Raw genomic sequence first — 22,284 nt, 5'->3', positions numbered from 1 at the left:
GGCGCGACCGCGGGTGCGGCGCACGGAGGCAGCGGCGCCCGCGAGGGCAACCGGAGGTGGGGGGAGGGCATTCCGCCGCGACGGCGCGGCGGCGGGACTCCCAGGAGGAGCGCAGGTTCGGCCGCCTGCAGTCAGCGGCAGGAGCGGAGGCGCGTCAGGCGGAGGCGCGTCGGAGGGGCGTCACGCGTCGAAGCCGGTGCGCACCGCGGCGATGTCGTCGCCGCCGTGGCCGCGGTCGGACGCACGCCCGTAGAGGCCGGCCAGCGCCTCCAGCAGTCCGGTGTCGACGGGCGTGCCGTCGGCCGCCTCGCGCATGAGGTCGATGTCCTTCCGGATGCCGTCGAGGGCGAACTGCGCGGGGTACTCGCCGGCGATCATCGTCGCGCCCTTGACGTGCGCGTACTGGCTGTCGGACTGCCCGCCGGCGATGGCGTCGAGGAAGAGCCGGGGGTCGAGCCCGAGGGCCTGCGTCAGGGCGAGCGACTGCGCGGTCGCCGCCGTGATCGACGCGATCCAGGCGTTGGCGGCGAGCTTGAGCGCCGTGCCCTGGCCCACCTCGGTGCCGGCCACGACCGTCTTCGCGCCCATGGCGTCGAGCACGGGGGTCGCCCGGGCGACGAGGTCGGGGTCGCCGGCGGCGAGCATGACGAGCGCACCCGTCTCGGCGGGCTTCTTGGTGCCGAGCATCATCGCCTCGACGAGCGGCACGTCGAGCTCGCGGGCGAGGTCGACGACCTGGGCGGTGGCGGCGGTGCCGATCGTGCTCGCCTGGACCCAGAGGGGCGCGTCGGCGGAGTGCCGGGCCCGGCCGCCCTCGCGGAGCACGTCGAGCACCGCGGGGCCGTCGAACAGCACCGTCACGACGACGTCCGCGTCGGCCACGGCCTCGGCGACCGTGTCGGCCACGCGGACCCCGTCGTCGGCGAGCGGCTCGGCCTTGGCCCGGGTGCGGTTCCAGACCGTCACGTCGAAGCCCTCGCGGAGCAGCGTCCTGGCGACGCCGCCGCCCATGATCCCGGTGCCGATGACTGCGACGTGCATGCCCTGGTGCTCCTTGCCGGCGGCCGTCGTGCGGCCGCGTCGATGTGCGGGGGCGGGCTGGTGCACCGCCGAGGTGCACCGTACGCCGGGCGGCTCGGGGCACGCCCGGGGCCGGGGGGAGGCGCGGGTCGGCCGCCGCGGGGAGCCGCCCCGGCAGGGCGGCTCAGTCGACCGCGTCCTCGCCCACCGGGTCGCGGCGGATCGCCCGCCGCACGCGCTCGACGACGGAGGGGTTCGGCGGCTCGTTGTACGTGCCGGCGAGCTCCTGGCCGCTGAGGCGCGCGATGGCCGCCATCACCTCGTCGGTCGCCTGGCGCCGGGCGCGGCCCGACTTCGCCTCGCCGTGGTGCGACAGGTCGATCGGCTCGCCGAACTCGACGGTGAAGCGGGTGAGGCGCGGAAGGGTGGAGCCGACCGGCTGCAGCTCCTGCGTGCCGGTCAGGGCGACGGGCACGACGGGGGCGCCGCTCGTGAGGGCGAGCCAGGCGACGCCCGTGCGGCCCTTGTAGAGACGTCCGTCGAGCGATCGGGTGCCCTCGGGGTAGATCGCGAAGGCGGCCTCCTGCGTCAGGCGCTCGAGCCCGAGGTCGAGGGCGTGCTGCGCGGCGGAGCCGGCGCCGCGCTCGACGCCGATGGCCCCGATGCCGGTGAAGAAGGAGCGGCGAAGCCGGCCCCGGAGGCCCGTGCCCGTGAAGTAGGCGTTCTTCGCGAGGAACGACACCTCCCGCGGGGCCATCAGCGTGATGACGACGCTGTCCATGAACGACAGGTGGTTGCTGGCGAGGATGACCGCGCCCCGCTTGGGCACATTGCGGCGTCCGACGACGCGGGGTCGCCAGAGGAGGCGCACGAGGGGCGCGAGGACAGCCCGGCTGACGAAGGTGAGCACGCTCCAGGGTGCCCGACGCCGCATGCCCCGCCGGGCATGCTCCCCGGGCGTCGACGGGCCGTGCGCCGACGGCGGGTGACGGCCGGGGGCGCGGCGGGCGAGGGGCGGGCGGGAGACGCGGGGCCGGCGGACCACCCGCGGCGGGTACGGCGGGTGTCCTCCTTCTGACTGATTGCGCGCCTCCGACGGACCTGTCTAGGCTCGTCGCGGGGATGCAGGTGCGCCGTGGGGGCGCACCGGGGGGACGACGATGACGCACGACATGCAGGAGCCGACGACTCGCGACGGTCAGGGGGCCGACGCGATCATCGCGCTGCCGGCCGGGCGTCTCCGGCGGGCGGCCTACGCCGTCGCGCCGGCGGTCTACCTCTACTACGCCGTGGTGGCGTCCGCCGGGGCCGCGGGGGCGGCCCGGGCGGACTTCGTCGCGGCTGACGTCGCCGTCGTCCTCTACGGCCTCGCCGCGGCGGTCGCCGTCGCGCTGCTCGTCACGATGACCGTGATCCGCGTGCGGGTCCGGCTCGGCCTGCCGCTGCTCCTGCAGCCGGTGCAGGCCCTGTACCTGAGCGCTCCCCTGGGCTGCGCCTTCCTGCTCTCGGCCGCGTACGTCTCCCGCCTCCACGGCGGCGGGTTCGCCGGGGGCTTCGAGGCGATGGTCGGGACGACCCTCGCGCTCGTGCTGCTCGCCCGACGCGTCTCCGAGCTGCAGCTCGGCTCCGCCGGCCCCGTCTCGGGGCCGATCCGGGTGCCCGCACGGCCGACGCCGCGGGCCGAACGGGTCGGGCACGTCGGGCAGGTCGACGACCGCGTCGTCGTCGACGCCCGCTCCGCCCAGCACTGACGCCGACGCCGACGCCTCACGGCTCCAGCCGCCGCGCGGCACCGAGGGCCATCGGATCGACCCGGGCCCGCCCTGGCGCAGCGCATCGCCAGCGCCGGTCGTCAGTGCCGGTCGTCGGTGCCGGTCGTCAGCGCCAGTCGTCGGGCGGGACGTCGTCGACGTAGGGGTCGAAGGGCGGCTCGTCGTCGTACGGGTACGGCTCGAGGTCGGGGGCGCCCCCGCTGGCCGGGGCCGTCGTCGTGGGGCGCGTCGCCGGTCGTGACCGGGCGGGCGCGGCCCGGCGGGCCGACCCGGGCGCTGTGGCGGGGCGAGCCTCGTCGTCGACCCCGCCCCCTCCCCCGCCGAAGCTCGGGCCGGAGCTCGCCGGGCCGCGCTCGGCCGCCGCGGCGGCGGCCTCCTCGGGCGAGACGCCGGCCACGACGTCGAGCACCTGCTGGCCGTAGGTGTCGAGCTTCTTCTGCCCGACGCCGCTGATGCCGGCGAGCTCGGTCATCGACGAGGGCCGGGCCGCGGCGACGCCGCGCAGGGTGACGTCGCCGAAGACGACGTAGGCGGGCACGCCCTGGGCCTTCGCGACCCCGGCCCGCCACTGGCGCAGCGTCTCGAACAGCGGCACGTCGGCGGCGTCGAGGTCGGCGGCGCCGGCACCGGTGCGCGAGCCGCGCGACGAGCCGCCCGCCCCGCGGGCCGAGCGCGATCGGGGGGCCCGCTCGGGCTCCTTGCGGAGACGGACGGGCCGCGAGCCCGAGAGCACCTCGGCCGCGGCGTCGGTGATGAGCAGGGTGCCGTAGCCGTCGGGCGAGACGGCCAGCACGCCCTGGGCGAGCAGCTGGCGCACGACGCCCCGCCACTCGATCTCGCTCAGCTCGGTGCCGATGCCGAACGTGCTGAGCTGCTCGTGGCGGTTCTGCGTGATGCGCGGCGTCGTCTTGCCGAGCAGGATGTCGATGATCTGGCCCGCGCCGAACTGCTGGTCGCGCTCGCGCTTGAGGCGCACGATCGTCGACAGGAGCTTCTGCGCCGGCACGGTGCCGTCGAGCGACTGCGGCGGGTTCAGGCAGGTGTCGCAGTTGTGGCACGGGGTGCTCGCCTGGCCGAAGTAGCCGAGCAGCTGCACGCGGCGGCACTCGACCGTCTCGCAGAGCGCGAGCATCGCGTCGAGGTGCGCGCTGAGCTTGCGGCGGTGCTCGGCGTCGCCCTCCGACTGGTCGATCATGCGGCGCTGCTGCATGACGTCCTGCAGGCCGTAGGCCAGCCACGCGGTCGACGGCAGACCGTCTCGCCCGGCCCGCCCGGTCTCCTGGTAGTAGCCCTCGACCGACTTGGGCAGGTCGAGGTGGGCGACGAAGCGGACGTCGGGCTTGTCGATGCCCATGCCGAAGGCGATCGTGGCGACCATCACGATGCCGTCTTCACGGAGGAAGCGCGACTGGTTGCGGGCACGCGTGCCCGCGTCGAGGCCCGCGTGGTAGGGCAGCGCGGCGATGCCCTGCTTCACCAGGAACTCGGCGGTGCTCTCGACCGACTTGCGCGAGAGGCAGTAGACGATGCCGGCGTCGCCGTCGTGCTCGGCGCGGATGAAGCGGAGCAGCTGCTGCTGCGGACCGTCTTTCGCCTCGATGCGGTACTGGATGTTGGGGCGGTCGAAGTCGGCCACGAAGTGCGCGGCGTCGTCGAGCTCGAGCCGCCGCGAGATCTCGCGGTGGGTGGTCTCGGTGGCGGTCGCGGTGAGGGCGATGCGCGGCACGTCGGGCCAGCGCTCGTGGAGCACCGACAGCTCGAGGTAGTCGGGGCGGAAGTCGTGGCCCCACTGCGCGACGCAGTGCGCCTCGTCGATCGCGAAGAGCGAGACCCGGCCGCGGTCGAGCAGCGACTTGGTGCTGTCGAGCTTCAGCCGCTCGGGCGCGAGGTAGAGCATGTCGAGCTCGCCCGTGACGAAGGCCTGCTCGACGGCACGGCGCTGGTCGGGGTCTTGCGTGCTGTTGAGGAACGACGCCCGCACGCCCACGGCCTCGAGGGCGTCGACCTGGTCTTGCATCAGCGCGATCAGCGGCGAGACGACGACCCCGGTGCCGGGGCGCACGAGCGCGGGCACCTGGTAACAGAGCGACTTGCCGCCGCCGGTCGGCATCAGCACGAGGGCGTCGCCGCCGCCGACGACCTGGTCGATGATCGCCGCCTGGTCGCCGCGGAAGGCGTCGTAGCCGAAGACCCGCTGCAGCACCTCGACGGGCGAGCCGGCCCGCGCGGAGGCGTCGGTCGCGCTGCCGGAGGCGTCGGTCGGGCTGCCGGTGGCGGGGGCTGCGGAGGAGGGGGGAGCGTCGGTCACCAGGCGAGTCTAGGAGGCGCCACCGACGCGGTCAGCCGACCCGCGACTCCACCGGGGGACGCCCCGTGAGCTCGCTCGCGGGGGAGGACGCGAGCTCGCCCGACCTGTGGAACGAGCGCAGCACGAGCCAGGCCCAGAACGGCGTGCAGACGACCGTCACGGCGAGCGCGAGGGGGCTGCCGTCGCTCGACGGGGTGCCCGCGTAGGGCGCCAGGAGGAGGAAGAGGACCGTGTTGTTGAGCACGTGCGCGACGATGGCGGCCTCGAGCCCGCCGGTGCGCCAGGTCAGCCAGGCGGCGGTCACGCCGAAGACGGCGACGTCGAGCACGCCCCAGACGTTGTAGGCGTGCGAGAGGCCGAAGGCGACGGTGGGCACGACGATCGCGACGAGCGGCCGGGCGATCCACGACCCCAGCGACTGGATCGCGAAGCCGCGGAAGACGTACTCCTCCGCGCTGGCCTGCAGGGGAACGAGCAGGAGGATCACGACGACCGACCAGACGAGGGCGGCGGGCGGCGTCGTGACGGGGCCGGAGCCCAGCTCGTCGCCCGTGACCAGCGGCACGACGAGGTAGCTGAGCAGGACGGTGAGCGCCATGAAGGCGGCGGCCGGGCCCACGCAGCGGAGCAGCCAGCGCCAGCGGAGGCGGCCGGCGACGCTCGAGAGCTGACCCCAGCCGCCGAGCCCGGCGAGCTTCGTCGCGAGCAGCACGGAGGGCAGCATGGTCGCGATCGAGCCCAGCGTCGCGAGCATGACGAGGGGCTGGGAGGCGTCGAGCGGGTCGCCCTGGAGGCCCTCGGCCAGGCGGGAGGCGGCGTCCGCTCCCCCGGCCGCGGCGACCACGGCGTAGAGGGCGAGCACGACGACGTTCGACGCGACGACGTAGAAGACCGTGCCGAGCAGGAGCGCGAACAGCGGCCGGTACCAGCGGTACGTCGGCAGCGTGCGGAACAGGCGGTGGTAGGCGACGGTCACGGGGTCGAGGCTAGCCGGGGCAGCTGCGACACCGGACGGCCCGCCCGCACCGTGGGGTGCGACCGGGCCGTCCGGGTCGAGCTGTGCGGCGGGGCGTCAGTCGGTGGTGCCGACCGAGGCGGTGCGACGGAGGCGCGTGGCCGTGACCACGCCGGCGCCGGCCAGCATCAGGGTCAGCGCGAGCGCCAGCCCGGTCATCGCGGCGTCGGAGCCCGTGTAGGCGAGGTCGCCCGAGGCCGTGACGCGCGTGGGGCGGGTCGACGTGCCGGTGCCCGCACCCGTCCCGGTGCCCGCGCCGGTGCCCGCTCCGGCCCCGGGGGCGGGGACGGCGGGGTCGGTCGGGGCCGGGGTCGGGTCGACGACGACCGGCTCGGCGGCGGCGGCGAGGACGACGGGCACGTCGACGACCGTCCCCGTCCCGGCCACCGTGACGCGCAGCTGACGCACGACCGGGCCGGCCGTGGGGGCCGTGACGCCGGCGGGCACCGCGAACGACAGCGTCGCGCGCCCGGTCTCGTCGCCCTTGTCGACCACGGTGCGGTCGATCGGCTGCGAGGCGAGCTCGACGCCGTCGAGGCTGACCGAGACGGTGCCCGTCTCCGGCCCGACCTGCGAGCTGAAGAGCAGCGACGAGAGCGACAGCGTCACCGTGTCGCCGGCCGCGAAGCCGGCCTCGGGCGACGGGGTCGCCGTGACGCCGACCGAGCGCTGGGTGAAGTCCGGCGTGGCGACGCGGGCGGGCGAGCCGGCGGGCACGGTGAAGTAGTCCACCTGGGCCTGCAGGTCGACCTTGCCGCTGTCGGCGGCCGAGCCGGTGTTGAAGGCGGTGAAGTTGTCGCCGCCCGACGACAGGAACGAGTTGACCGTGACCTTGTACGAGGCCGCGCGGTCGAGCTCCGCGCCGTTCAGCGTGATCGTGCGGATGCGCTCACCGGAGGCGGCGGCCGGGTCGTACGTGTAGCTGAGGCCCTTCGAGACGCCCAGCTTGAGGAACGGCCGCGACGACCCGGCGGGCTGCCACTGCTGCTCGAGAGCCTGCTCGATCTGCGCCCCCGTCATGTCGACGACGACGAGCGTGTTGGCGAAGGGCTGCACGGCGGCGGCCTCGGCGAAGGTCAGGTTGCCGGCGGGGTCGCTGGCGCCCGCGGAGGCGTAGCGCAGGTCGGCACGGAGGCCGCCCGGGTTCATGAAGGCCATCTGCGACCCGTTGCCGACCGTGGCCTCGAGCTGCACGTCGGCGACGAAGTTGCCGAGGGTCGACTCGCCTCCGCGGTTCTCGGTGCCGTCGGACTGCACGGCGCGGGGGAAGTCGGCGGTGATCTCGCCGACCTTCTTCGCGCCCTCGACCGCGGCGACCGCGACGGCGTCGCTGACGATCTTCGCGACCTCGGGGTCGGGCGTCGCCTTCTGGTAGAGCGGCAGCAGCTCGCTCGTGACCGTCGTGGCCTTCGTGTCGGCGTCGAACGTGATCGCGAGGTGGCTCAGGTTCGCGCCGTAGCTGCCGGTCTGCACGACTGGGCGAGGCGTGGTGCCGCCGGTCGGCACGACCGAGAAGTTGTACGACTGGTGCGTGTGGCCCGACAGGATCGCGTCGACCTTCGGCGAGACGTCGGTCGCGATGCGGGCGAAGTCGCCGCCCGCGTCGAGCGCCGTGCCCGACGAGTTGCCCTCGTGCACGAGCAGCACGAGCACGTCGGCCTCGCCGTTCTCGGCGGCGCCGTCGCTGAGGTCGTCGGCCACGTCGTTGACGCTGTCGACGATGTCGCCGAACGTGAGACCGGCGATGCCGGACGGGCTGACCAGCTCGGGCATCAGCTCGGTGATCGCGCCGATGTAGCCGACCCTGACGCCGCCGACGTCCTTGACGAAGTAGGGGTCGTAGGCGTGCGAGCCGTCGGCCCGGAAGATGTTGGCCCCGAGGTAGGGGAAGTCGCTGGCGTCGTCGACGCGGCCGTTCAGGTCGTCCTGGCCGCGGTCGAACTCGTGGTTGCCGAGCGCGCTGACGTCGAGGTCCATCGCGTTGAGCGCGTCGAGGGCCGGCTTGTCCTCCTGGATGAAGGAGGTGAAGGTCGAGGCACCGATGTTGTCGCCCGACGACACGAACGACGTGTTCGGGTGGGTCGTGCGGAACTGGTCGACGAACCCGGCCATGACGGCGGCGCCGGCGACCGGCGAGGCCTCCTGCGCGATGCGCCCGTGGAAGTCGTTGATGCCGAGGATGTCGATGGTCGTCGGGGCCGCCTGGGCCGGGACGGCGGCCACGAGACCGGCGCCGAGGGTGGCGACGGCGACGAGCGACAGGGCGGCGCGACGGCGACGACGCGGCGCTCCCGTCTCGGCCGGAGGTGCGATGGGGTGACGGGGGCGCATGTGCGGTGTGTCTCCTGGTGTCCGTGCGTGATCTCAGGCCCGCGGGAGGTGCCCGGGGCGGCCCGTCCCTCGGACGAGGGACAGACCCGACGAACATAAGATCTGGCTGGGAGCCGCACAAGGCTCCGCACACGTTCGTCACGTGCTGTTAACGCGACGGTCGTCGTCCACCCCCACCGCGCCTCCGGAGGTCCCGTTGCTGTCCGTGCTCCTCGGCCTCGCCGCCGCCGTCGCCTACGGCTCGGGCGACTTCCTCGGCGGTCTCGCGGCGCGTCGCCTGCCGCCGCTCCGCGTCACGGCGATCTCGGCGGCGAGCGGCCTCGTGCTGCTGCTCGTGCTGCTCGTCGTGGTGCCCGGCACCCCCTCCAGCGCCGCGGTCGGCTGGGGCGTCGCGAGCGGCGTGGCCGGCGCCGCCGCCATCGCCCTGCTCTACGCCTGCCTCGCGATCGGGCCGATGAGCATCCTGTCGCCGCTGACCGCCGTGGTCTCCGCGATCGTGCCGGTGGGCGTGGGCCTGCTGCAGGGCTCGCGGCTCGGGCCGGCCGGCTGGGCGGGCATCGCGCTCGCCCTCGTCGCCGTGGTGCTCGTCGGGTTCGTGCCCGACGCCTCCGCCCCGAAGCCGACCGCCGCCGGCCTGCTGATGGCCCTCGCGGCGGGCGTCGGCATCGGCGTCGTCCTCGTCTTCCTCGACCAGACGCCCGCCGACTCCGGCCTCGTGCCGCTGGTCGCGAACCGGGTCACGAACGTGGTGCTGACCGGAGGCGCGGTGGCGGTGCTCGCCCTGGTCGCGATCTCGAGGCGGCGGTCGCCGGGCGTGGGAGGCGCGGGTCGAGCAGGAGGCGCGGGTCACGCGCTGCCGACGGCTCACGCCTCCGGCACGGCCGGGCCGGCAGGCGTGCCGTCGGTGGCCCGGGGCCTCGCCCCCGCTCTCCGCCTCGCCCTGCTCTGCGGCGTGGCCGACGCCGGGGCGAACGTGCTCATCCTCCTCGGGCTCCGGCTCGGCGACCTCACCGTGATGAGCGTGCTGACCGCGCTCTACTCCGCCGTGACGGTGGTGCTGGCCGCCGTCGTGCTGCGGGAGCGGCTCACCCGGTCGCAGGTCGTCGGCCTCGTGCTCGCCCTCGCGGCGGCCGTCCTGCTCGCGCTCGACTGAGCACGGCCCCCGTCGTCGTCGACGGCCCGCCCGCTCAGTCCTCGATGAGCCGCTTGCCGAGCACGACGACGTCCTGCCGCTCGTAGCCGAGCGCGCTCCACGCGGCGAGCGCGTCGTCGTTGCCCGACCGCACCATCAGCTGCAGCTTGGGGCAGCCCGCCTCGGTGAGCAGCCGCTCGGCCTCGGCCACGAGCGCGCGGGCCCGGCCGCCGCCGCGGAGGGCCGGGGCGACGGCGACGTAGTAGAGCCAGCCGCGGTGGCCCTCGTGACCGGCCATGGCGGTGGCGACCACCGCCTCCTGCACTCCTCCGTCGGCCGCCTCGACCCGCTCGGTGCCGACGAGGAAGAGCTCGGGCTGCACCTGCAGCTTGCGCTCGATGTCGCGGCGCGGGTCGTTCCACGGGCGGGTGAGGCCGCACTCCTCCCACAGGGCGACGACGGTCTCGGTGTCAGCGGGGGCGAAGGCGCGGATCTCCATCGGTCGAGCCTGCCAGACCACGACCGGCCCGGCGGCGCGGCGGCCCGGGGCCTCGGCGGAGCAGGCAGGAGTCGCGGGTCGAGGCCCGCCAGCAGGCCCGGTCGTAGGATGGGCCGTCTGCCCCGCCGACCCCGAGGAGCCCGTGTGACCCGAGCCGACGATCCCCGCCGCCGCCTGGCCGTGCTCGGCTCGCCGATCGCCCACTCGCTGTCGCCGAGCCTGCACGCCGCGGCGTACGAGGTGCTCGGGCTCGACCTCGAGTACGGCCGCGCCGAGGTCGCCTCGGGCGAGCTGCAGGGCTTCGTCGACGGCCTCGACGCGAGCTGGCGGGGGCTCAGCCTCACGATGCCGCTCAAGCGCGAGGTGCTGCCGCTGCTCGACACCGTCTCGCCGCTCGCGGCCCTGCTCGGCGTCGCCAACACCGTCGTCATCGACGACGACGGCCGCCGGCACGGGCACAACACCGACGTCGACGGCATCGTCCGGGCCGTCCAGCGTCGGCACGACGTGCGGCCCGAGTCGGCCGTCATCCTCGGCGGCGGCGCGACGGCCGCCTCCGCGATGCACGCGGCCTGGCAGCTGGGAGCCCGGTCGTTCTCCGTCCACCTGCGCAGCCCCGGCCGCGCCGGCGAGCTGACCGCCCTCGCCGCGGAGCTCGGCGGCGACGTCGTCGTGGCCCCGCTCAGCGAGCTGCCCTCCATCGGCCCCCTCGACTTCGTCGTCAGCACCCTGCCCGCCGGCGCGGCCGACGACCTGCCGCTGCGGCCGCGGAGCTCGACGTCGGTGCTGTTCGACGTCGCCTACGACCCGTGGCCGACGCGCGCCGCGAGCGCGTGGGCGGCGCAGGGCGGCGTCGTGCTCAGCGGGCTCGACATGCTCGTCGAGCAGGCGATCGGGCAGGTGCGGTTGTTCACGGGGGGCGCGGCCGACGAGGCCCTCCCCGACGAGGGCGCCGTGCGGGCGGCCGTCCGCGCGGCCGCCGGGCTCGAGGCGGAGCCGTCGGGCGCCGCCGACCACCACGACCTCAGCGGCCACCACGACCGCGGCGGCCGCGGCGACCGGGCGGTGGTCTGACGTGCGTCCCACCCCGCAGCCCGTCGCCCTGCGCTCGGTGACCCTGGGCGACGGACGCCCCGCCGTCTGCGTGCCGCTGGTCGGGCGCACGGCCGCCGCGCTGGAGGCCACCGCCGTCGAGCTCGCGGCCCTGCCCCGGGGCGTGGTCGACGTCGTCGAGCTCCGCCTCGACTACCTCACCGCCGTCGCCGACCACGACCGCGTGCGGGAGGCCGTGGCCGCGGTGCGGCGGTCGCTGCGCGACGACGTCCCGCTGCTCGCGACCTTCCGCACGAAGCAGGAGGGCGGCGAGCGCGACATCACGCCCGACGCCTACGGTGCGCTGCTCGACGCGGTCGTCGCCCTCGACCCGGCCGAGCGCCCCGACGCGGTCGACGTCGAGATGTACACACAGCCCGACGTGCGCGAGCACCTCGTCGACGCCGCGCACGGCGCGGGGCTCCGGGTCGTCATGTCGTCGCACGACTTCACGGCGACGCCGCTGCGTGCCGAGATCGTCTCGCGCCTCGTCGAGCAGCAGGAGAACGGCGCCGACGTGGTCAAGCTCGCCGCGATGCCGACGTCGCCCGCCGACGTGCTGACCCTCCTGGCGGCCACCGACGACTTCCGGTCGGGGCCCGGCCTGGTGCCCGCGGTGACGATGTCGATGGGGCCGCTCGGCGCCGTCTCGCGTCTCGCCGGCGAGACGGTCGGCTCGTGCCTGACGTTCGGCGCGGTCGGGGCGACGAGTGCGCCGGGGCAGCTCGACGCCCGGGCCCTCGGCGCCGCGCTCGACCTGCTGCACGGGGCCTGACCGGGGCGGGGCGACCGGGGGCGCTGTCAGCCGAGGTGATCGGACCGGCCTGGCCCGCGCCTCCCCCAGATCGAGGGTCGACCGCGTCGTCTGCCGACGCGTCGGGTGCGGCGGGGCCTCCGGCGGACCCGACCTCGGCTCCACCACCGGGAAACGAGCGACGGGCGTCGCTCAACAGGAGTCTCGAGGCCGAGGATCCGCCGGAGTGACCCGAGGTTACCTCGCCGCCCGACCTGTCTCGGCCCGTCGTCCCCCGTCCACCCGGGTGACGCTCAGCCGGGGCTCGGCCCGCCCGAGGGCTGCCCACAGGCCCCGGAGGGGTGAGGAGCGCTCGACGAGATCGTGACGGAGGAGGCGCGGGGTCAGTACCCTTCAGGCACCCGGAGCAGAGGCTCCGGCTCACGAAGGAGAACCCATGAGCATCGGCGGCGGAATCGCCTTGATCGTGATCGGCGCGATCCTCGCGTTCGCTCTCGACTTCCAGGTCGCGGGCATCGACATCCAGCTGATCGGCTACATCCTCATCGCGGCGGGCATCATCGTCACGATCCTCGGGCTCGTCTTCGCGACGCGTCGTCGTCAGGTGACCTCGACCTCGCGCAGCGCGGTCGACCCGGTCAGCGGCGAGCAGGTCACGCGTCGCTCGACGCGCGACGACGGCGGCCCGATCGTCTGATCGACCCGGCACGACCCCTCGACGGGCCGCGTCCCCTCCCGACCCTCGTGGTCGTGGCGGGGTCGCGGCCCGTCGCTCGTGGGGGGAGGCGCGGGCGGGCGCCGAGTGGTCACGAACTGCGCTCCGCGGCGGCCGGGAGCAGCAGTTCGCGACCACTCGCCGGGCGAGGTCGTGCGCCGGGCGGAGACAGGCGGGAGGAGACAGGCGGGAGGCGCGGGGCGGGTAGCGCCGGTCAGCCGACCGTGGAGCGCAGCGTCGACGAGCCGTCGGGCAGGCGTCGCACCTCGATGCGGTCGGCGATGCGCTGCTTGAGCTCGTCGACGTGGCTCACGATGCCGATCACCCGGCCGGAGTCGGAGAGGCGGCCGAGCTCGGTCATCACGGCGTCGAGCGTCTCGGGGTCGAGCGAGCCGAACCCCTCGTCGACGAAGAGCGTGCCGAGCTCGAGGCCGCCCGCCTCCGCCTGGACCACGTCAGCGAGCCCGAGCGCGAGGCTCAGCGAGGCGTAGAAGGTCTCGCCGCCCGAGAAGCTCGCGGGGTCGCGGGTCGTGTCGGTCGACGCGTCGCGGATCGCGAGCGCGAGGCCCGTGCGCCGGGAGCGGGAGCCCTGCTCGCGCTCCTCGGAGGCCTCGAGCACGTATCGACCGCTCGACATCACCCGCAGCCGGGCGTTCGCGGCCGCGACGACGTCGTCGAACCGACGGAGGAGCACGTAGGTGCCGAGCGTCACCCCGCGGACGTTGACGGTGCCGGTGGCGCCCGTGAGGTCGGCCATCCGCACGACGGCCCGCGCCTCTTCGGCGACGGACTCGCCCGCGGCCTCGGCACGTCGGAGCGCGGCGAGTGCCTCGGTCGCGCGTCGGGCCCGGTCGGCGGACCGCCCGGCCGCGTCGGTGGTCGCCGCGAGGTCCACCTCGGCGACGCCGAGAGCCCCCTCCGCGGCCGGGACGCCGACCTCCTCCTCACCGGTGAGGGCGGCGATCGCCGGGTCGGCCAGGCCCGCGCCGACGACGGCCAGCTCGGTGTCGTGCCCCGCGACCCGACGACCGAGGGAGTCGCGCTCCGGGCCGGGCAGGACCGCCGCGGCGGCGGCGTCGGCCGTCGCGAAGCCCGAGGCGGCCAGCGCGTCGGCGAGCTCGACGCGGCGCTGGTCGTGCGCGACCCGGGCGACCTCGGCCGCGCGGAGGGCAGAGACGAGACGATCGGCGAGGTCGGCGCGACGGGTGAGGAGGCCGACGCGGTCGGCGACGGTGCCGGGCGCGCGCTCGGCGTCACCGTCGGCACGCCCGTCGGCGCTCCCCTCGGCCCCGGCCACGGCCTCGGCGACGAGCGCCTCGTCGTCGGCGAGTCGGCGTCGATCGCCCTCGAGCCGCTCGGCGCGGGTGGCTCGGAGCGTGCGGGTCGTCTCGGCCCGGGTGCGCAGCGCGTCCGCCTCGCGGTCGTGGTCGTCCAGCGCCCGCTCCGCGGCCCGGGCGGAGGCCACGGCGGCACGGGCGCGGTCGAGCGCCTGCTCCGCCTCGGTGACGGCCTCCCGGGCCCCGGCCTCGTCGAGGTCGCCGAGCCCCGCCACGGCGACGTCGAGACGGGCACGGGCCGCGGCCGCGGCCGCGGCCGCGTCGCGCTGCCGCTGCCCCGCGGCGCGGGCGGAGAGGGCGGCGGCCTCCACGTCGTCGTCGGTCGGGTGGTCGTCGGTCGGGGCGGCCGGGGCCGGGTGCTCAATCGACCCGCAGACCGGGCACGGCTTTCCGGCCTCGAGCGAGAGCGCGAGCTGGCCGGCCGTGCCGGTGATCTGCCGACGACGGAGCCCGGCCTCGAGGTCGAGCTCGACCAGCGCCTCCGTCGACCGGTCGGCGAGGAGCTCGTCGAGCCGTGTCGCCTCCTCCCGCAGGGCGTCCGTCGCGAGCACGGCGGCGAGCTGCGCACGGGCGTCGGCGACCCGGCGGGCGACGGCGGGCTCGTCGTCCGCCGACCGCCGGGCGGCATCACGAGCGGTGACCAGCGCGGTCCTCTCGACGGGGCCCTCGACGAGCTCGGCGTCGAGGGCCGCGAGGTCGACGTCGACCTGCTCGAGCGCTCGGCCCGCGTCGAGCAGCTCGGCACGACGGCCGGGCAGCCCCCGCTCGACGGCGGCGACCCGGCCGAGCACGGCGAGGTCGGAGCGCAGGTCGTCGCGGTGGGCCGCGACGGCGGCGGCCACCTCGGGCAGCGTGGGGGCCTCTCCCCCGTGGCTGTCGAAGCTGTCGAAGCCAGCGGTGCCGTCGGTGCTGTCCGCGCGCTCGGCCGACGACCACGCCCCGGTGACGAGCACCAGCCCGGGCACGGACTCCAGCTCGGGGTCGGCGTCCGTCGCCGCCTCCCGCGCGTCGACCAGCGTCGTGCCCGCCTCCGCGAGCACGGCCTGCGCCGCCCGGAGGCCCCGGGCCGCTCCGGTCACCGTGTCGGCCCGGCCAGCGGCCTCGAGGCGCGACCGGGCCTCGTCGACCGCGACCGCCGCCTCCGTCAGGCGGGCGCTCCGGGCCTGCAGGTCGGCGCGGAGGTCGAGGGACGCCCGCAGACGGCGCTGCTCGTCGAGGCGACGCCGCGCGTCGTCGTGCACCCGTCGAGCCGCGCCCCGCCGCTCGGCGGCCGCGTCGGAGTCGCGGACGAGCGCTGCGAGGACGCCGTCGACGGTGGCCGGGAGACCCTCGGCGCCCTCGGCGGGCTGAGCCCCCGAGTCGCCCGAGTCGCCCCCGGCACCCGCCCCGACCGGGGCGGCCTGCCCGGCGAGGGCCGCCTCCAGCGCCGCTCCGACGACCGGGTCGTCGTCGGCCCCGACCGCCTCGCGCAGCCGGGCGACCGCGAGCTCGACGCCCCGGTCGGCCTCGGCGACGGCCGCGTGGGCCGCGCGCCGCCCCTCGGCCAGGCGGGCCGTCGTCAGCTCGTAGATCTCGGTGCCGAAGAGGGACTGCAGCATGCGCCGGCGGTCTTCCCCCGACGAGCGGAGGAACGCCGCGAACTCGCCCTGGGGCAGCACGACCGTCTGCACGAACTGCTGACGGGTCAGGCCGAGCACCCGGCCGATCTCGTGCCCGACCTCCTGTGTGCTGGTTGACACCACCTCGCCGTCGACCGCGTCGGGCGAGGTCAGGCGGACGAGCGTGGCCGTCGCGTTCGCCGGCGTCGTGCCCGTGCCCCGGCTCTTCGGCCGCTGCCACGCCGGGCTCCGGCGGATGCGGTGCACCCCGGCCGCCGTCTCGAACACGAGCTCGGCGAACGGCTCGACGTGCGCCGCGGCGTGGTGGCTGCGGAGGCGGTCGCGGCTGGCGCCCTCGCCGGCGAGCTGCCCGTAGAGGGCGAAGACGATCGCGTCGATGACGGTCGACTTGCCGGCCCCGGTCGGCCCCTCGAGCAGGAAGGTGCCCGAGGCGCCCAGCGCCGCGAAGTCGATGGAGTGCTCGCCGGCGTAGGGGCCGAGGGCACGCAGGGTCAGCCGGTGCAGGATCACTCGCTGCCCTCGCTCGCCCTCGCGGCCTCGTACGCCGCGCGCACGACGGCGAGCTCGGCGTCGCTGGCCGGGGCCCCCGAGGCGAAGGCGACGAAGTCGGCCGCGACCTCGACGGGGTCGGTCTCGGCCGTCACCACGCGCAGCCGGGGAGAGTCGACGGCGCCGACGGGCGTGTGCAGCACGGCGAGCGCGTGCGGGAACCTCTCCCGGACGCGCGCCCACAGGTGGTCGGGGTGCACGGGGTCGGTCACGCTGACCCGCAGCCAGGCGTCCACGAGGTCGTCGTGCCGGCCGTCGAGCAGATGCTCGAGGGTGTCGGTCACCTCGGCCAGACGGCGCGGCACGGGTGCGGCGACGAGCTCGACCTCCACCGTGCCGTCGGCGGCGAGGTCGACGACGGCCGTCGACTTCACGTGCCCGACCTCGCCGAACGAGAAGGCCAGGGGCGAGCCCGAGTAGCGCAGCACCGGGTGTGACCCGGCGGCGGCGCCCACGCGCTGGGCGCCGTGCAGGTGGCCGAGGGCGACGTAGTCGACGCCGTCGAAGACCGCCGAGGGCACCACGTCGACCCCGCCGACGCGGATGTCGCGCTCGCTCTCGCTCCGCTCGACGACGGCGCCGCCCGCGACGAAGGCGTGCGCGACGACGACCGAGCGGGTGCCGGGCCGCGTCGCCAGGTCGGCCCTGACCCGGTCGAGCGCCGCGCCGACGACGGCCTCGTGCGACCGGGCGAGGGGCCCGTCGGCGCCGTCGGGCGCGAGCGCGTGCCGCACGGTGTCGGGGTCGAGGTAGGGCAGCCCGTAGAAGGCCACGGGCCCGTGCGCGTCGTCGACGACGACCGGCTCGTCGAGCCGGTCGACCGCGGCCAGCACGTGCAGGCCCGGCCGCATCAGCTCGGCGGCGAAGCCCAGCCGCGCGGCGGAGTCGTGGTTGCCCGGCGTCACGACGACGACGGCGAGCTCGCTCAGCCGCCGCAGGGCCGAGCCGAGGAGGCGCACGCTGGGCACCGAGGGCACGGCCCGGTCGTACACGTCGCCCGCCACCACGACCACGTCGACCGCGCGCTCGGCCACGAGGTCGACCAGGTGGTCGACGAAGGCGGCCTGGTGCTCGAGGAGGTCGACGCCGTGCAGGGTCCGCCCCAGGTGCCAGTCGCTCGTGTGCAGGATGCGCACGGGGCCCCTCTCGCTCGCGGTGGTCGTGGCGCCGGCGGTGCTGCCGGACGGTCGTCACTGTATCGACGCCGACCGACACCCGAGGTGCGGCGTGGCCCTGCCTGCGGGGCCTGCACCGCGCCTCCTCGTCGCCCGTCGGCCCCGGGAGGGAGGAACATGGTCGGAGCCCGCGCCGCCCGCACCGACCGAGACGCCCCCGGAGACCCCTGTGACCCTCACCGAGACCGACACGACCGCCCTGCGCGAGGCGGTCGCCGCCCGCCGCGAGGCGATGATCGCCGACCTCGTGGCCTACGCGTCGCTCGAGACCCCCTCCGACGACGTCGACCTGCTCGCCGCCGGGCTCGCCTGGATCGAGGCGTGGCTCGAGCGGACGGCCGGCCCCGCCGCCGCCCGCCGGGTGAGCGTCGTCGAGGGCTACGGCGACGCCGTCACGCTCGAGCACCCGTCGCCGACCGGCTCGACCGAGTGGGTCACGGCGCTCTGCCACTACGACACGGTCTGGGCCGAGGGCACGCTCGCCGAGTGGCCCGTGCAGATCGACGGCGACCGCATGACCGGCCCCGGCGTCTTCGACATGAAGTCCGGGCTCGTGCAGCTCGGGCACTCCCTGGCCGTCTCCGACGCGCTGGGCCTGCCCCGGCCCGGCGTGCGCATCGTGCTGACCGGCGACGAGGAGGTCGGCAGCATCGCGTCGCGCCCCGTGATCGAGGCCGAGGTGAGCCGGGGAGGCGCGGTGCTCGTCTTCGAGTCCGCCGCCGAGGGCGCGGTCAAGACCGCCCGCAAGGGCGTCGGCATCTACGAGGTCGAGACGTTCGGCGTCGAGGTGCACGCCGGGCTCCACCCGCGCGGCGGGGCGAGCGCCATCGACGAGATGGCCCGTCTCGTGCTGCAGCTGCACGGCGAGGCCGACGTCGAGGCCGGCACGTCGCTGAACGTCGGCATCGTGCAGGGCGGCACGCGGACGAACGTCCGGGCCGGGCACGCCCGCGCCATGGTCGACGTGCGGGTCACCCGGGCCGACGAGGCCGCCCGCGTCGAGCGGCTGTTCGCGTCGCTGGCCCCGCACGACCCGCTCGCCCGCGTCGAGGTCACCGGCGGCTGGAACCGCCCCGTGATGGAGCGGTCGGCGGCGACGGGCGCGCTCTACGAGCGGGCCGCCGCGGTCGCCGGGCAGCTGGGCTTCGAGCTGCGGGAGGTGTCGGTCGGCGGGGCGAGCGACGGCAACTTCGCGGCCGCGCTCGGCGCCGCCGTGCTCGACGGGGTCGGCGGCGTGGGCGGCGGCGCCCACGCGCGCCACGAGTGGATCAGCCTCGACGGCATGGTCGAGCGCAGCGAGTTCGTCGTGGCGCTGCTCGCCGAGCTGGCGTAGCGCGGCCGGGCGCCCGCACCGGGCGTCAGAGGGCGCGCGTCAGGCGCCGGGCTGTTCGCCCGCGTGCGCCACGGCGTCGTCGACGATGTGCGAGACGTGCAGGTCGGCGACCGAGTAGATCGCCTCGCGCCCGACGCGGTCGACCTGGACGAGGCCCGCAGCTCGCAGGGTGCGCAGGTGCTGCGAGACGAGGGGCTGTGACAGCCCGGACGCCTCGACCAGGGCGGAGACCCCCGCCTCGCCCTCGCCGAGGAGGCGGAGCAGGCGCAGGCGGGACGACGACGACAGCGCCTTGAACAGCTCGGCGGCGGCCTCGAGGCCCTCGGTGGACATGGAGACACATTAGCCGCGGCGCATGCGACGCGCGCGGCCGCGGTGCCGGGCGCACCGAGGGCCCCGCTGACGAGCGGGGCCCTCGGTCGCGACGATCAGTGCTCGTCGTAGTGGTCGCCGTGCTGAGCGTGCTTGTGCTCGCCGTGCACGTAGTCGACGTGGTCGTCGTGCGTCACGGTCTCGTGGCCGCAGTCGGTGCCGTGCTGGTGCTCGGTGACGGTGTGCTCGGCGTGGGTCTCGGTGTCGGTCATGGCGGTCCTTCCGGAGGGGCGGGTCGTGCGGGCAGGAGCAGTCCATCATGACGCATGCACGGATTGCAATGCGTTCATCCAATCGATGATGAGAACCAGCACCGACAGGAGCGCGAGACACCGCGACCATGACCGACGACGACCGGCGTCGGCCTCAGCCCTGGCGCGTGTTCCAGCGCGGGTTCGCCTTGTTGATGACGTAGACGCGACCGCGCCGGCGCACCACCTGCGAGCCGGGGACGAGCTTCAGCGCCTTGAGCGAGTTGCGGACCTTCATGGGTGACCTCCGTGTTGTTGAGAACGATTTTCATCTAGGGTAGCCGCATGAGACACGACCTGCCGAGCCCGCGCCTCCCACGACACCGGGGGGTCACCCTCGTGGCCGGGCAGGAGGAGGCGGCCCTGCAGCACGTCGCCGACACGCTCGCCCGCCCCGACAGCCACCGGCTGGCCCCGGGGCCCGACGTGCACGACGCCGTCGACGAGGTCCACCGTGCCGTGCTCGACCTCGCCCGGAGCGGCGAGCCCGTGGACGTCGCCGTCCAGCTGCGCCCCGGCACCCCGACCCGCTCGACGGCGCTGCTGCTCGGCTCGCTGCTCGACCACGACCTCGGCCGCCCCGACGGGGCGTCGCTGCTGCAGCACGTGGCGTGCGTGGTCAGCGCCGACGACCTCGCCGACCTCGTGCTGCGCGGCACGGACGACCGCTTCGCGGCGGCCGAGCACGTCGTGGAGCTCGTGGAGCACGCGACCCTCGTCGTGCTCACCGACGTGGGCGCGGTGACGGAGCGCGAGCACCGCCTCCTCGCGGCCCTGCTCGGGGTGCTGGCCCCGACCGCGACGGTGCTGCCGATCACGTCGCTGACGGCGGGCTGCCTGCCCACGCCGGGCCGCGCCTCGGCCCTCTCCGGCTCCGCGGGCTGGATGCGGGCCCTCTCCGACGACGCCCCCGACGTCGTCGAGGGCGACCCCGTGTCGACGGTGGTCTACCGCGACGAGCGGCCCTTCCACCCCGAGCGCCTGGCCGTCGCCCTGGAGCAGACGTTCACCCCCGGGCCGGCCGGCACCGTGCTCCGGTCACGGGGCTTCACCCAGTTCGCGACCCGGGCCGACCGGGTCGGCTCCTGGTCGAGCGTCGGCCAGATGCTCAGCCTCGACCCGACGTCACGGCCGTCGTGGCACCCGGAGTCGCCGCACGGCCAGCAGATCACGTTCTTCGGGCTCGACCTCGACGCCGGACTCGTCCGTCGCGCGCTCGACGAGTGCCTCCTCACGGACGCCGAGCTGCTCGCCGACCCGGCCTCGTGGCGCGACCTGGTCGACCCCTTCCCGACCTGGGACGACGCGACGGGGCGGCCGGGGCACGGTCACGCCCACTGAGCTGACTCGCCCGAGGGGCCGAGCCGCCACGGGCTCAGGGCCAGAAGCGGTGCACGACGGCCTGGAGCAGCGAGCCCGACACGTCGCCGAACTCCGTCAGCGTGATCACGACGCCGTCGCGCTCGAAGATCGTCAGCAGCCCGGCGTCCGCCGACGACCCCGCCGTGCCGGGGTGCGAGTACGCGCAGCGCTGCCCGCCGAGCGACTCGGTGCAGGCGAAGCCCTCGAGGCTGAGGTCGTACAGGTACTGGTCGGAGACCTCCGGGGCCACGACGCTGTACTCGACGCTCGTGCCGAGGTCGGAGCCGGGTGACGACCAGAGGCACGCGAGGGCCTCGGCGGCCAGCACGGGCCGCTCGCTCTTCATGACGGCGTCCGCCTCCGCGCGGGGCTCGAGCTCGACGACCGGACGGTCGCCCACCGCGGCCACGGCCTCGGCGGGGGGCAGCACGTCGTCGCACGACGTCGGGAGGGAGGCCGGAGCGGCGACCGCCGCCCCTGCGCCCTCCGAGCTGGGCGTCGGGCCCACCGTGGCCGCCTGGGTCGCCTCGGCCTCGCCGGAGCCGTGGCCCGCCACCGACACCTGACGGTGGGAGGCGGAGGCGGCGCCGTCGTCGTCAGAGGCGCAACCGGCCGCCGAGAGGGCGATGCCGACGACGAGCACGAGTCCGCCGAGGGCACGGGACGACGGTCGCCGACGGGTCGCACCGACGGGTGCGGAGCGGAGCGAGAGCATGGTCCTCCTCAGGGCCGGCGTCGGGCCGCTGCAGGCCGACGGGGAGACCGTAGCGGGCCGCCGTCCGACACCGGGTCGACGTGACCAGATCGTGACCGGCACGGGCGGGGATCATCCCCGAGGTTGACGGGCGACTCCTCCCCCGCTCACTAGCGTGAGCACGGGGCCCGACCGAGGGCCCGCCGCGAGCGCCAGGGGTGCGCACGGCACCTGCCCGTCGAGGAGAACCGCCATGTCGAACGTCCGCCCGCTCACCACCGTCACGGCCACCGCCCTCGTCGTGCTCGCCCTGGTCGGCTGCTCGGGGACGCCCGGGGGCGACGCCACGGCGTCGCCGACCCCGACGGCCACGGCCACCGGCGACGCCGCTCCGACGCCGGCCGCGACGCCGACCGCCGAGCCCGACACGACCCCGGCCCCCACGGCGACCGCGGCGCCCGACGCGTCGCCGGTCGTCACCATCCCGACCGACTGCACGCAGATCGTCGACACGGCGACGTACCAGGCGACCATGGGCTCCACGCCGCTGAACCCGGAGGCGTACCCGCGGCGCGACGGCAGCGCCCGCGGCGCCCGCACGCCCGGCGTCCCCGCGGCCGGCGACGCCCCCTTCGTCATCGCCGACACGGCGGCGGAGCTCGACTGCCTCTGGCGCGACCCGGCCGCGGACGTCACCGGGCTGTCGGTGCAGCTGGGGCGACTCGACGAGGCCACCAGCGCCGCCCTGCTGCAGCAGGCGGAGGCGCGCGGGGCCAGCTGCTCCGAGGCCCACGACGGTCGGCTCTGCCAGCAGACCGCCGTCGACGCGATGTACGGCACCGACAGCACCGACACCTACTTCGTGCGAGGCGACCTCTTCATCGCCGTCGGGCAGTCGAACTACCCGACCGACGACCTGCTCGGGTCGATCCTGACGCACCTCTCGAGCTGAGG

20 protein-coding genes are annotated in these 22,284 nt (G+C 75.7%); 8 read left to right on the top strand and 12 right to left on the bottom strand.

Going from position 1 to position 22,284, the window contains the following annotated elements:
* Positions 1 to 180: 180 nt before the first annotated feature.
* Both F1C15_RS11130 and F1C15_RS11125 read right to left on the bottom strand, forming a co-directional pair.
* Positions 181 to 1,041 (bottom strand): NAD(P)-dependent oxidoreductase, encoded by an 861-nt coding sequence (locus F1C15_RS11130; protein ID WP_185231180.1) that lies wholly within the window; start codon positions 1,039 to 1,041, stop codon positions 181 to 183.
* Between the two features lie 163 nt (positions 1,042 to 1,204).
* Positions 1,205 to 1,954 carry a 1-acyl-sn-glycerol-3-phosphate acyltransferase gene (locus F1C15_RS11125; protein ID WP_056052002.1) on the bottom strand — a complete coding sequence of 250 codons (750 nt, stop codon included), beginning with the start codon at positions 1,952 to 1,954 and terminating at the stop codon, positions 1,205 to 1,207.
* 226 nt (positions 1,955 to 2,180) lie between these two features.
* Between F1C15_RS11125 and F1C15_RS11120 the strand changes: the two genes are divergently transcribed.
* Positions 2,181 to 2,771 carry a hypothetical protein gene (locus F1C15_RS11120; RefSeq protein ID WP_185231178.1) on the top strand — a complete coding sequence of 197 codons (591 nt, stop codon included), beginning with the start codon at positions 2,181 to 2,183 and terminating at the stop codon, positions 2,769 to 2,771.
* Between the two features lie 127 nt (positions 2,772 to 2,898).
* Here F1C15_RS11120 and recQ read toward each other — a convergent pair whose 3' ends face one another.
* The 3 genes from recQ to F1C15_RS11105 form a co-directional block, all read right to left on the bottom strand.
* Positions 2,899 to 5,100, bottom strand: a complete 2,202-nt coding sequence (gene recQ, locus F1C15_RS11115; RefSeq protein WP_185231176.1) for a DNA helicase RecQ — start codon at positions 5,098 to 5,100, stop codon at positions 2,899 to 2,901.
* Between the two features lie 31 nt (positions 5,101 to 5,131).
* Positions 5,132 to 6,076, bottom strand: coding sequence for a CPBP family intramembrane glutamic endopeptidase (locus F1C15_RS11110; RefSeq protein WP_185231174.1), 945 nt, complete (start codon positions 6,074 to 6,076; stop codon positions 5,132 to 5,134).
* A 96-nt stretch (positions 6,077 to 6,172) separates the two neighbouring features.
* On the bottom strand, positions 6,173 to 8,446 hold the full coding sequence (locus F1C15_RS11105; RefSeq protein WP_185231172.1) for a bifunctional UDP-sugar hydrolase/5'-nucleotidase: 2,274 nt from the start codon (positions 8,444 to 8,446) through the stop codon (positions 6,173 to 6,175).
* 205 nt (positions 8,447 to 8,651) lie between these two features.
* On the opposite strand from F1C15_RS11105, the gene F1C15_RS11100 reads away from it, so the two are divergent.
* Positions 8,652 to 9,599, top strand: a complete 948-nt coding sequence (locus F1C15_RS11100; protein ID WP_255465600.1) for an EamA family transporter — start codon at positions 8,652 to 8,654, stop codon at positions 9,597 to 9,599.
* A gap of 34 nt (positions 9,600 to 9,633) precedes the next feature.
* Here F1C15_RS11100 and F1C15_RS11095 read toward each other — a convergent pair whose 3' ends face one another.
* Positions 9,634 to 10,077 carry a GNAT family acetyltransferase gene (locus F1C15_RS11095; RefSeq protein ID WP_185231168.1) on the bottom strand — a complete coding sequence of 148 codons (444 nt, stop codon included), beginning with the start codon at positions 10,075 to 10,077 and terminating at the stop codon, positions 9,634 to 9,636.
* A 144-nt stretch (positions 10,078 to 10,221) separates the two neighbouring features.
* Here F1C15_RS11095 and F1C15_RS11090 point away from each other — a divergent pair, with 144 nt between their 5' ends.
* The 3 genes from F1C15_RS11090 (at position 10,222) to F1C15_RS11080 (ending at position 12,620) form a co-directional block, all read left to right on the top strand.
* On the top strand, positions 10,222 to 11,151 hold the full coding sequence (locus F1C15_RS11090) for a shikimate dehydrogenase (protein WP_255465191.1): 930 nt from the start codon (positions 10,222 to 10,224) through the stop codon (positions 11,149 to 11,151).
* Between the two features lies 1 nt (position 11,152).
* Positions 11,153 to 11,944, top strand: coding sequence for a type I 3-dehydroquinate dehydratase (aroD, locus tag F1C15_RS11085; protein ID WP_185231164.1), 792 nt, complete (start codon positions 11,153 to 11,155; stop codon positions 11,942 to 11,944).
* A gap of 415 nt (positions 11,945 to 12,359) precedes the next feature.
* A complete protein-coding gene (locus F1C15_RS11080; protein ID WP_056051981.1) occupies positions 12,360 to 12,620 on the top strand; it encodes a DUF6458 family protein in 261 nt (86 codons plus the stop codon).
* 232 nt (positions 12,621 to 12,852) lie between these two features.
* Here F1C15_RS11080 and F1C15_RS11075 read toward each other — a convergent pair whose 3' ends face one another.
* On the bottom strand, positions 12,853 to 16,104 hold the full coding sequence (locus F1C15_RS11075) for an AAA family ATPase (protein ID WP_185231162.1): 3,252 nt from the start codon (positions 16,102 to 16,104) through the stop codon (positions 12,853 to 12,855).
* A complete protein-coding gene (locus F1C15_RS11070; protein ID WP_185231160.1) occupies positions 16,101 to 17,279 on the bottom strand; it encodes an exonuclease SbcCD subunit D in 1,179 nt (392 codons plus the stop codon). The genes F1C15_RS11075 and F1C15_RS11070 overlap by 4 nt, the downstream gene beginning before the upstream one ends.
* Positions 17,280 to 17,487: 208 nt before the next feature.
* Here F1C15_RS11070 and F1C15_RS11065 point away from each other — a divergent pair, with 208 nt between their 5' ends.
* On the top strand, positions 17,488 to 18,651 hold the full coding sequence (locus tag F1C15_RS11065; protein WP_219731544.1) for a M20/M25/M40 family metallo-hydrolase: 1,164 nt from the start codon (positions 17,488 to 17,490) through the stop codon (positions 18,649 to 18,651).
* A 39-nt stretch (positions 18,652 to 18,690) separates the two neighbouring features.
* Here the strand turns inward: F1C15_RS11065 and F1C15_RS11060 are convergent, their stop codons facing one another.
* From F1C15_RS11060 to ykgO, 3 genes are all read right to left on the bottom strand, one after another.
* Complete coding sequence (locus tag F1C15_RS11060) at positions 18,691 to 18,984, bottom strand: helix-turn-helix transcriptional regulator (RefSeq protein ID WP_056051972.1); 294 nt, start codon at positions 18,982 to 18,984, stop codon at positions 18,691 to 18,693.
* A 95-nt stretch (positions 18,985 to 19,079) separates the two neighbouring features.
* Positions 19,080 to 19,235, bottom strand: coding sequence for a hypothetical protein (locus F1C15_RS11055; RefSeq protein WP_056051970.1), 156 nt, complete (start codon positions 19,233 to 19,235; stop codon positions 19,080 to 19,082).
* Between the two features lie 154 nt (positions 19,236 to 19,389).
* Complete coding sequence (gene ykgO, locus F1C15_RS11050; RefSeq protein WP_056051966.1) at positions 19,390 to 19,512, bottom strand: type B 50S ribosomal protein L36; 123 nt, start codon at positions 19,510 to 19,512, stop codon at positions 19,390 to 19,392.
* 47 nt (positions 19,513 to 19,559) lie between these two features.
* Here ykgO and F1C15_RS11045 point away from each other — a divergent pair, with 47 nt between their 5' ends.
* Complete coding sequence (locus tag F1C15_RS11045; RefSeq protein WP_185231158.1) at positions 19,560 to 20,615, top strand: GTP-binding protein; 1,056 nt, start codon at positions 19,560 to 19,562, stop codon at positions 20,613 to 20,615.
* Positions 20,616 to 20,649: 34 nt separating this feature from the next.
* Here F1C15_RS11045 and F1C15_RS11040 read toward each other — a convergent pair whose 3' ends face one another.
* Positions 20,650 to 21,351 (bottom strand): hypothetical protein, encoded by a 702-nt coding sequence (locus tag F1C15_RS11040; protein WP_185231156.1) that lies wholly within the window; start codon positions 21,349 to 21,351, stop codon positions 20,650 to 20,652.
* A gap of 232 nt (positions 21,352 to 21,583) precedes the next feature.
* Between F1C15_RS11040 and F1C15_RS11035 the strand changes: the two genes are divergently transcribed.
* Positions 21,584 to 22,282, top strand: coding sequence for a hypothetical protein (locus tag F1C15_RS11035; RefSeq protein ID WP_185231154.1), 699 nt, complete (start codon positions 21,584 to 21,586; stop codon positions 22,280 to 22,282).
* The last annotated feature ends 2 nt before the right edge of the window (positions 22,283 to 22,284 follow it).

The organism is Frigoribacterium sp. NBH87 (assembly GCF_014217665.1).
Lineage (GTDB): Bacteria > Actinomycetota > Actinomycetes > Actinomycetales > Microbacteriaceae > Frigoribacterium > Frigoribacterium endophyticum.
This window is presented reverse-complemented; position numbering and strand designations above follow the sequence as displayed.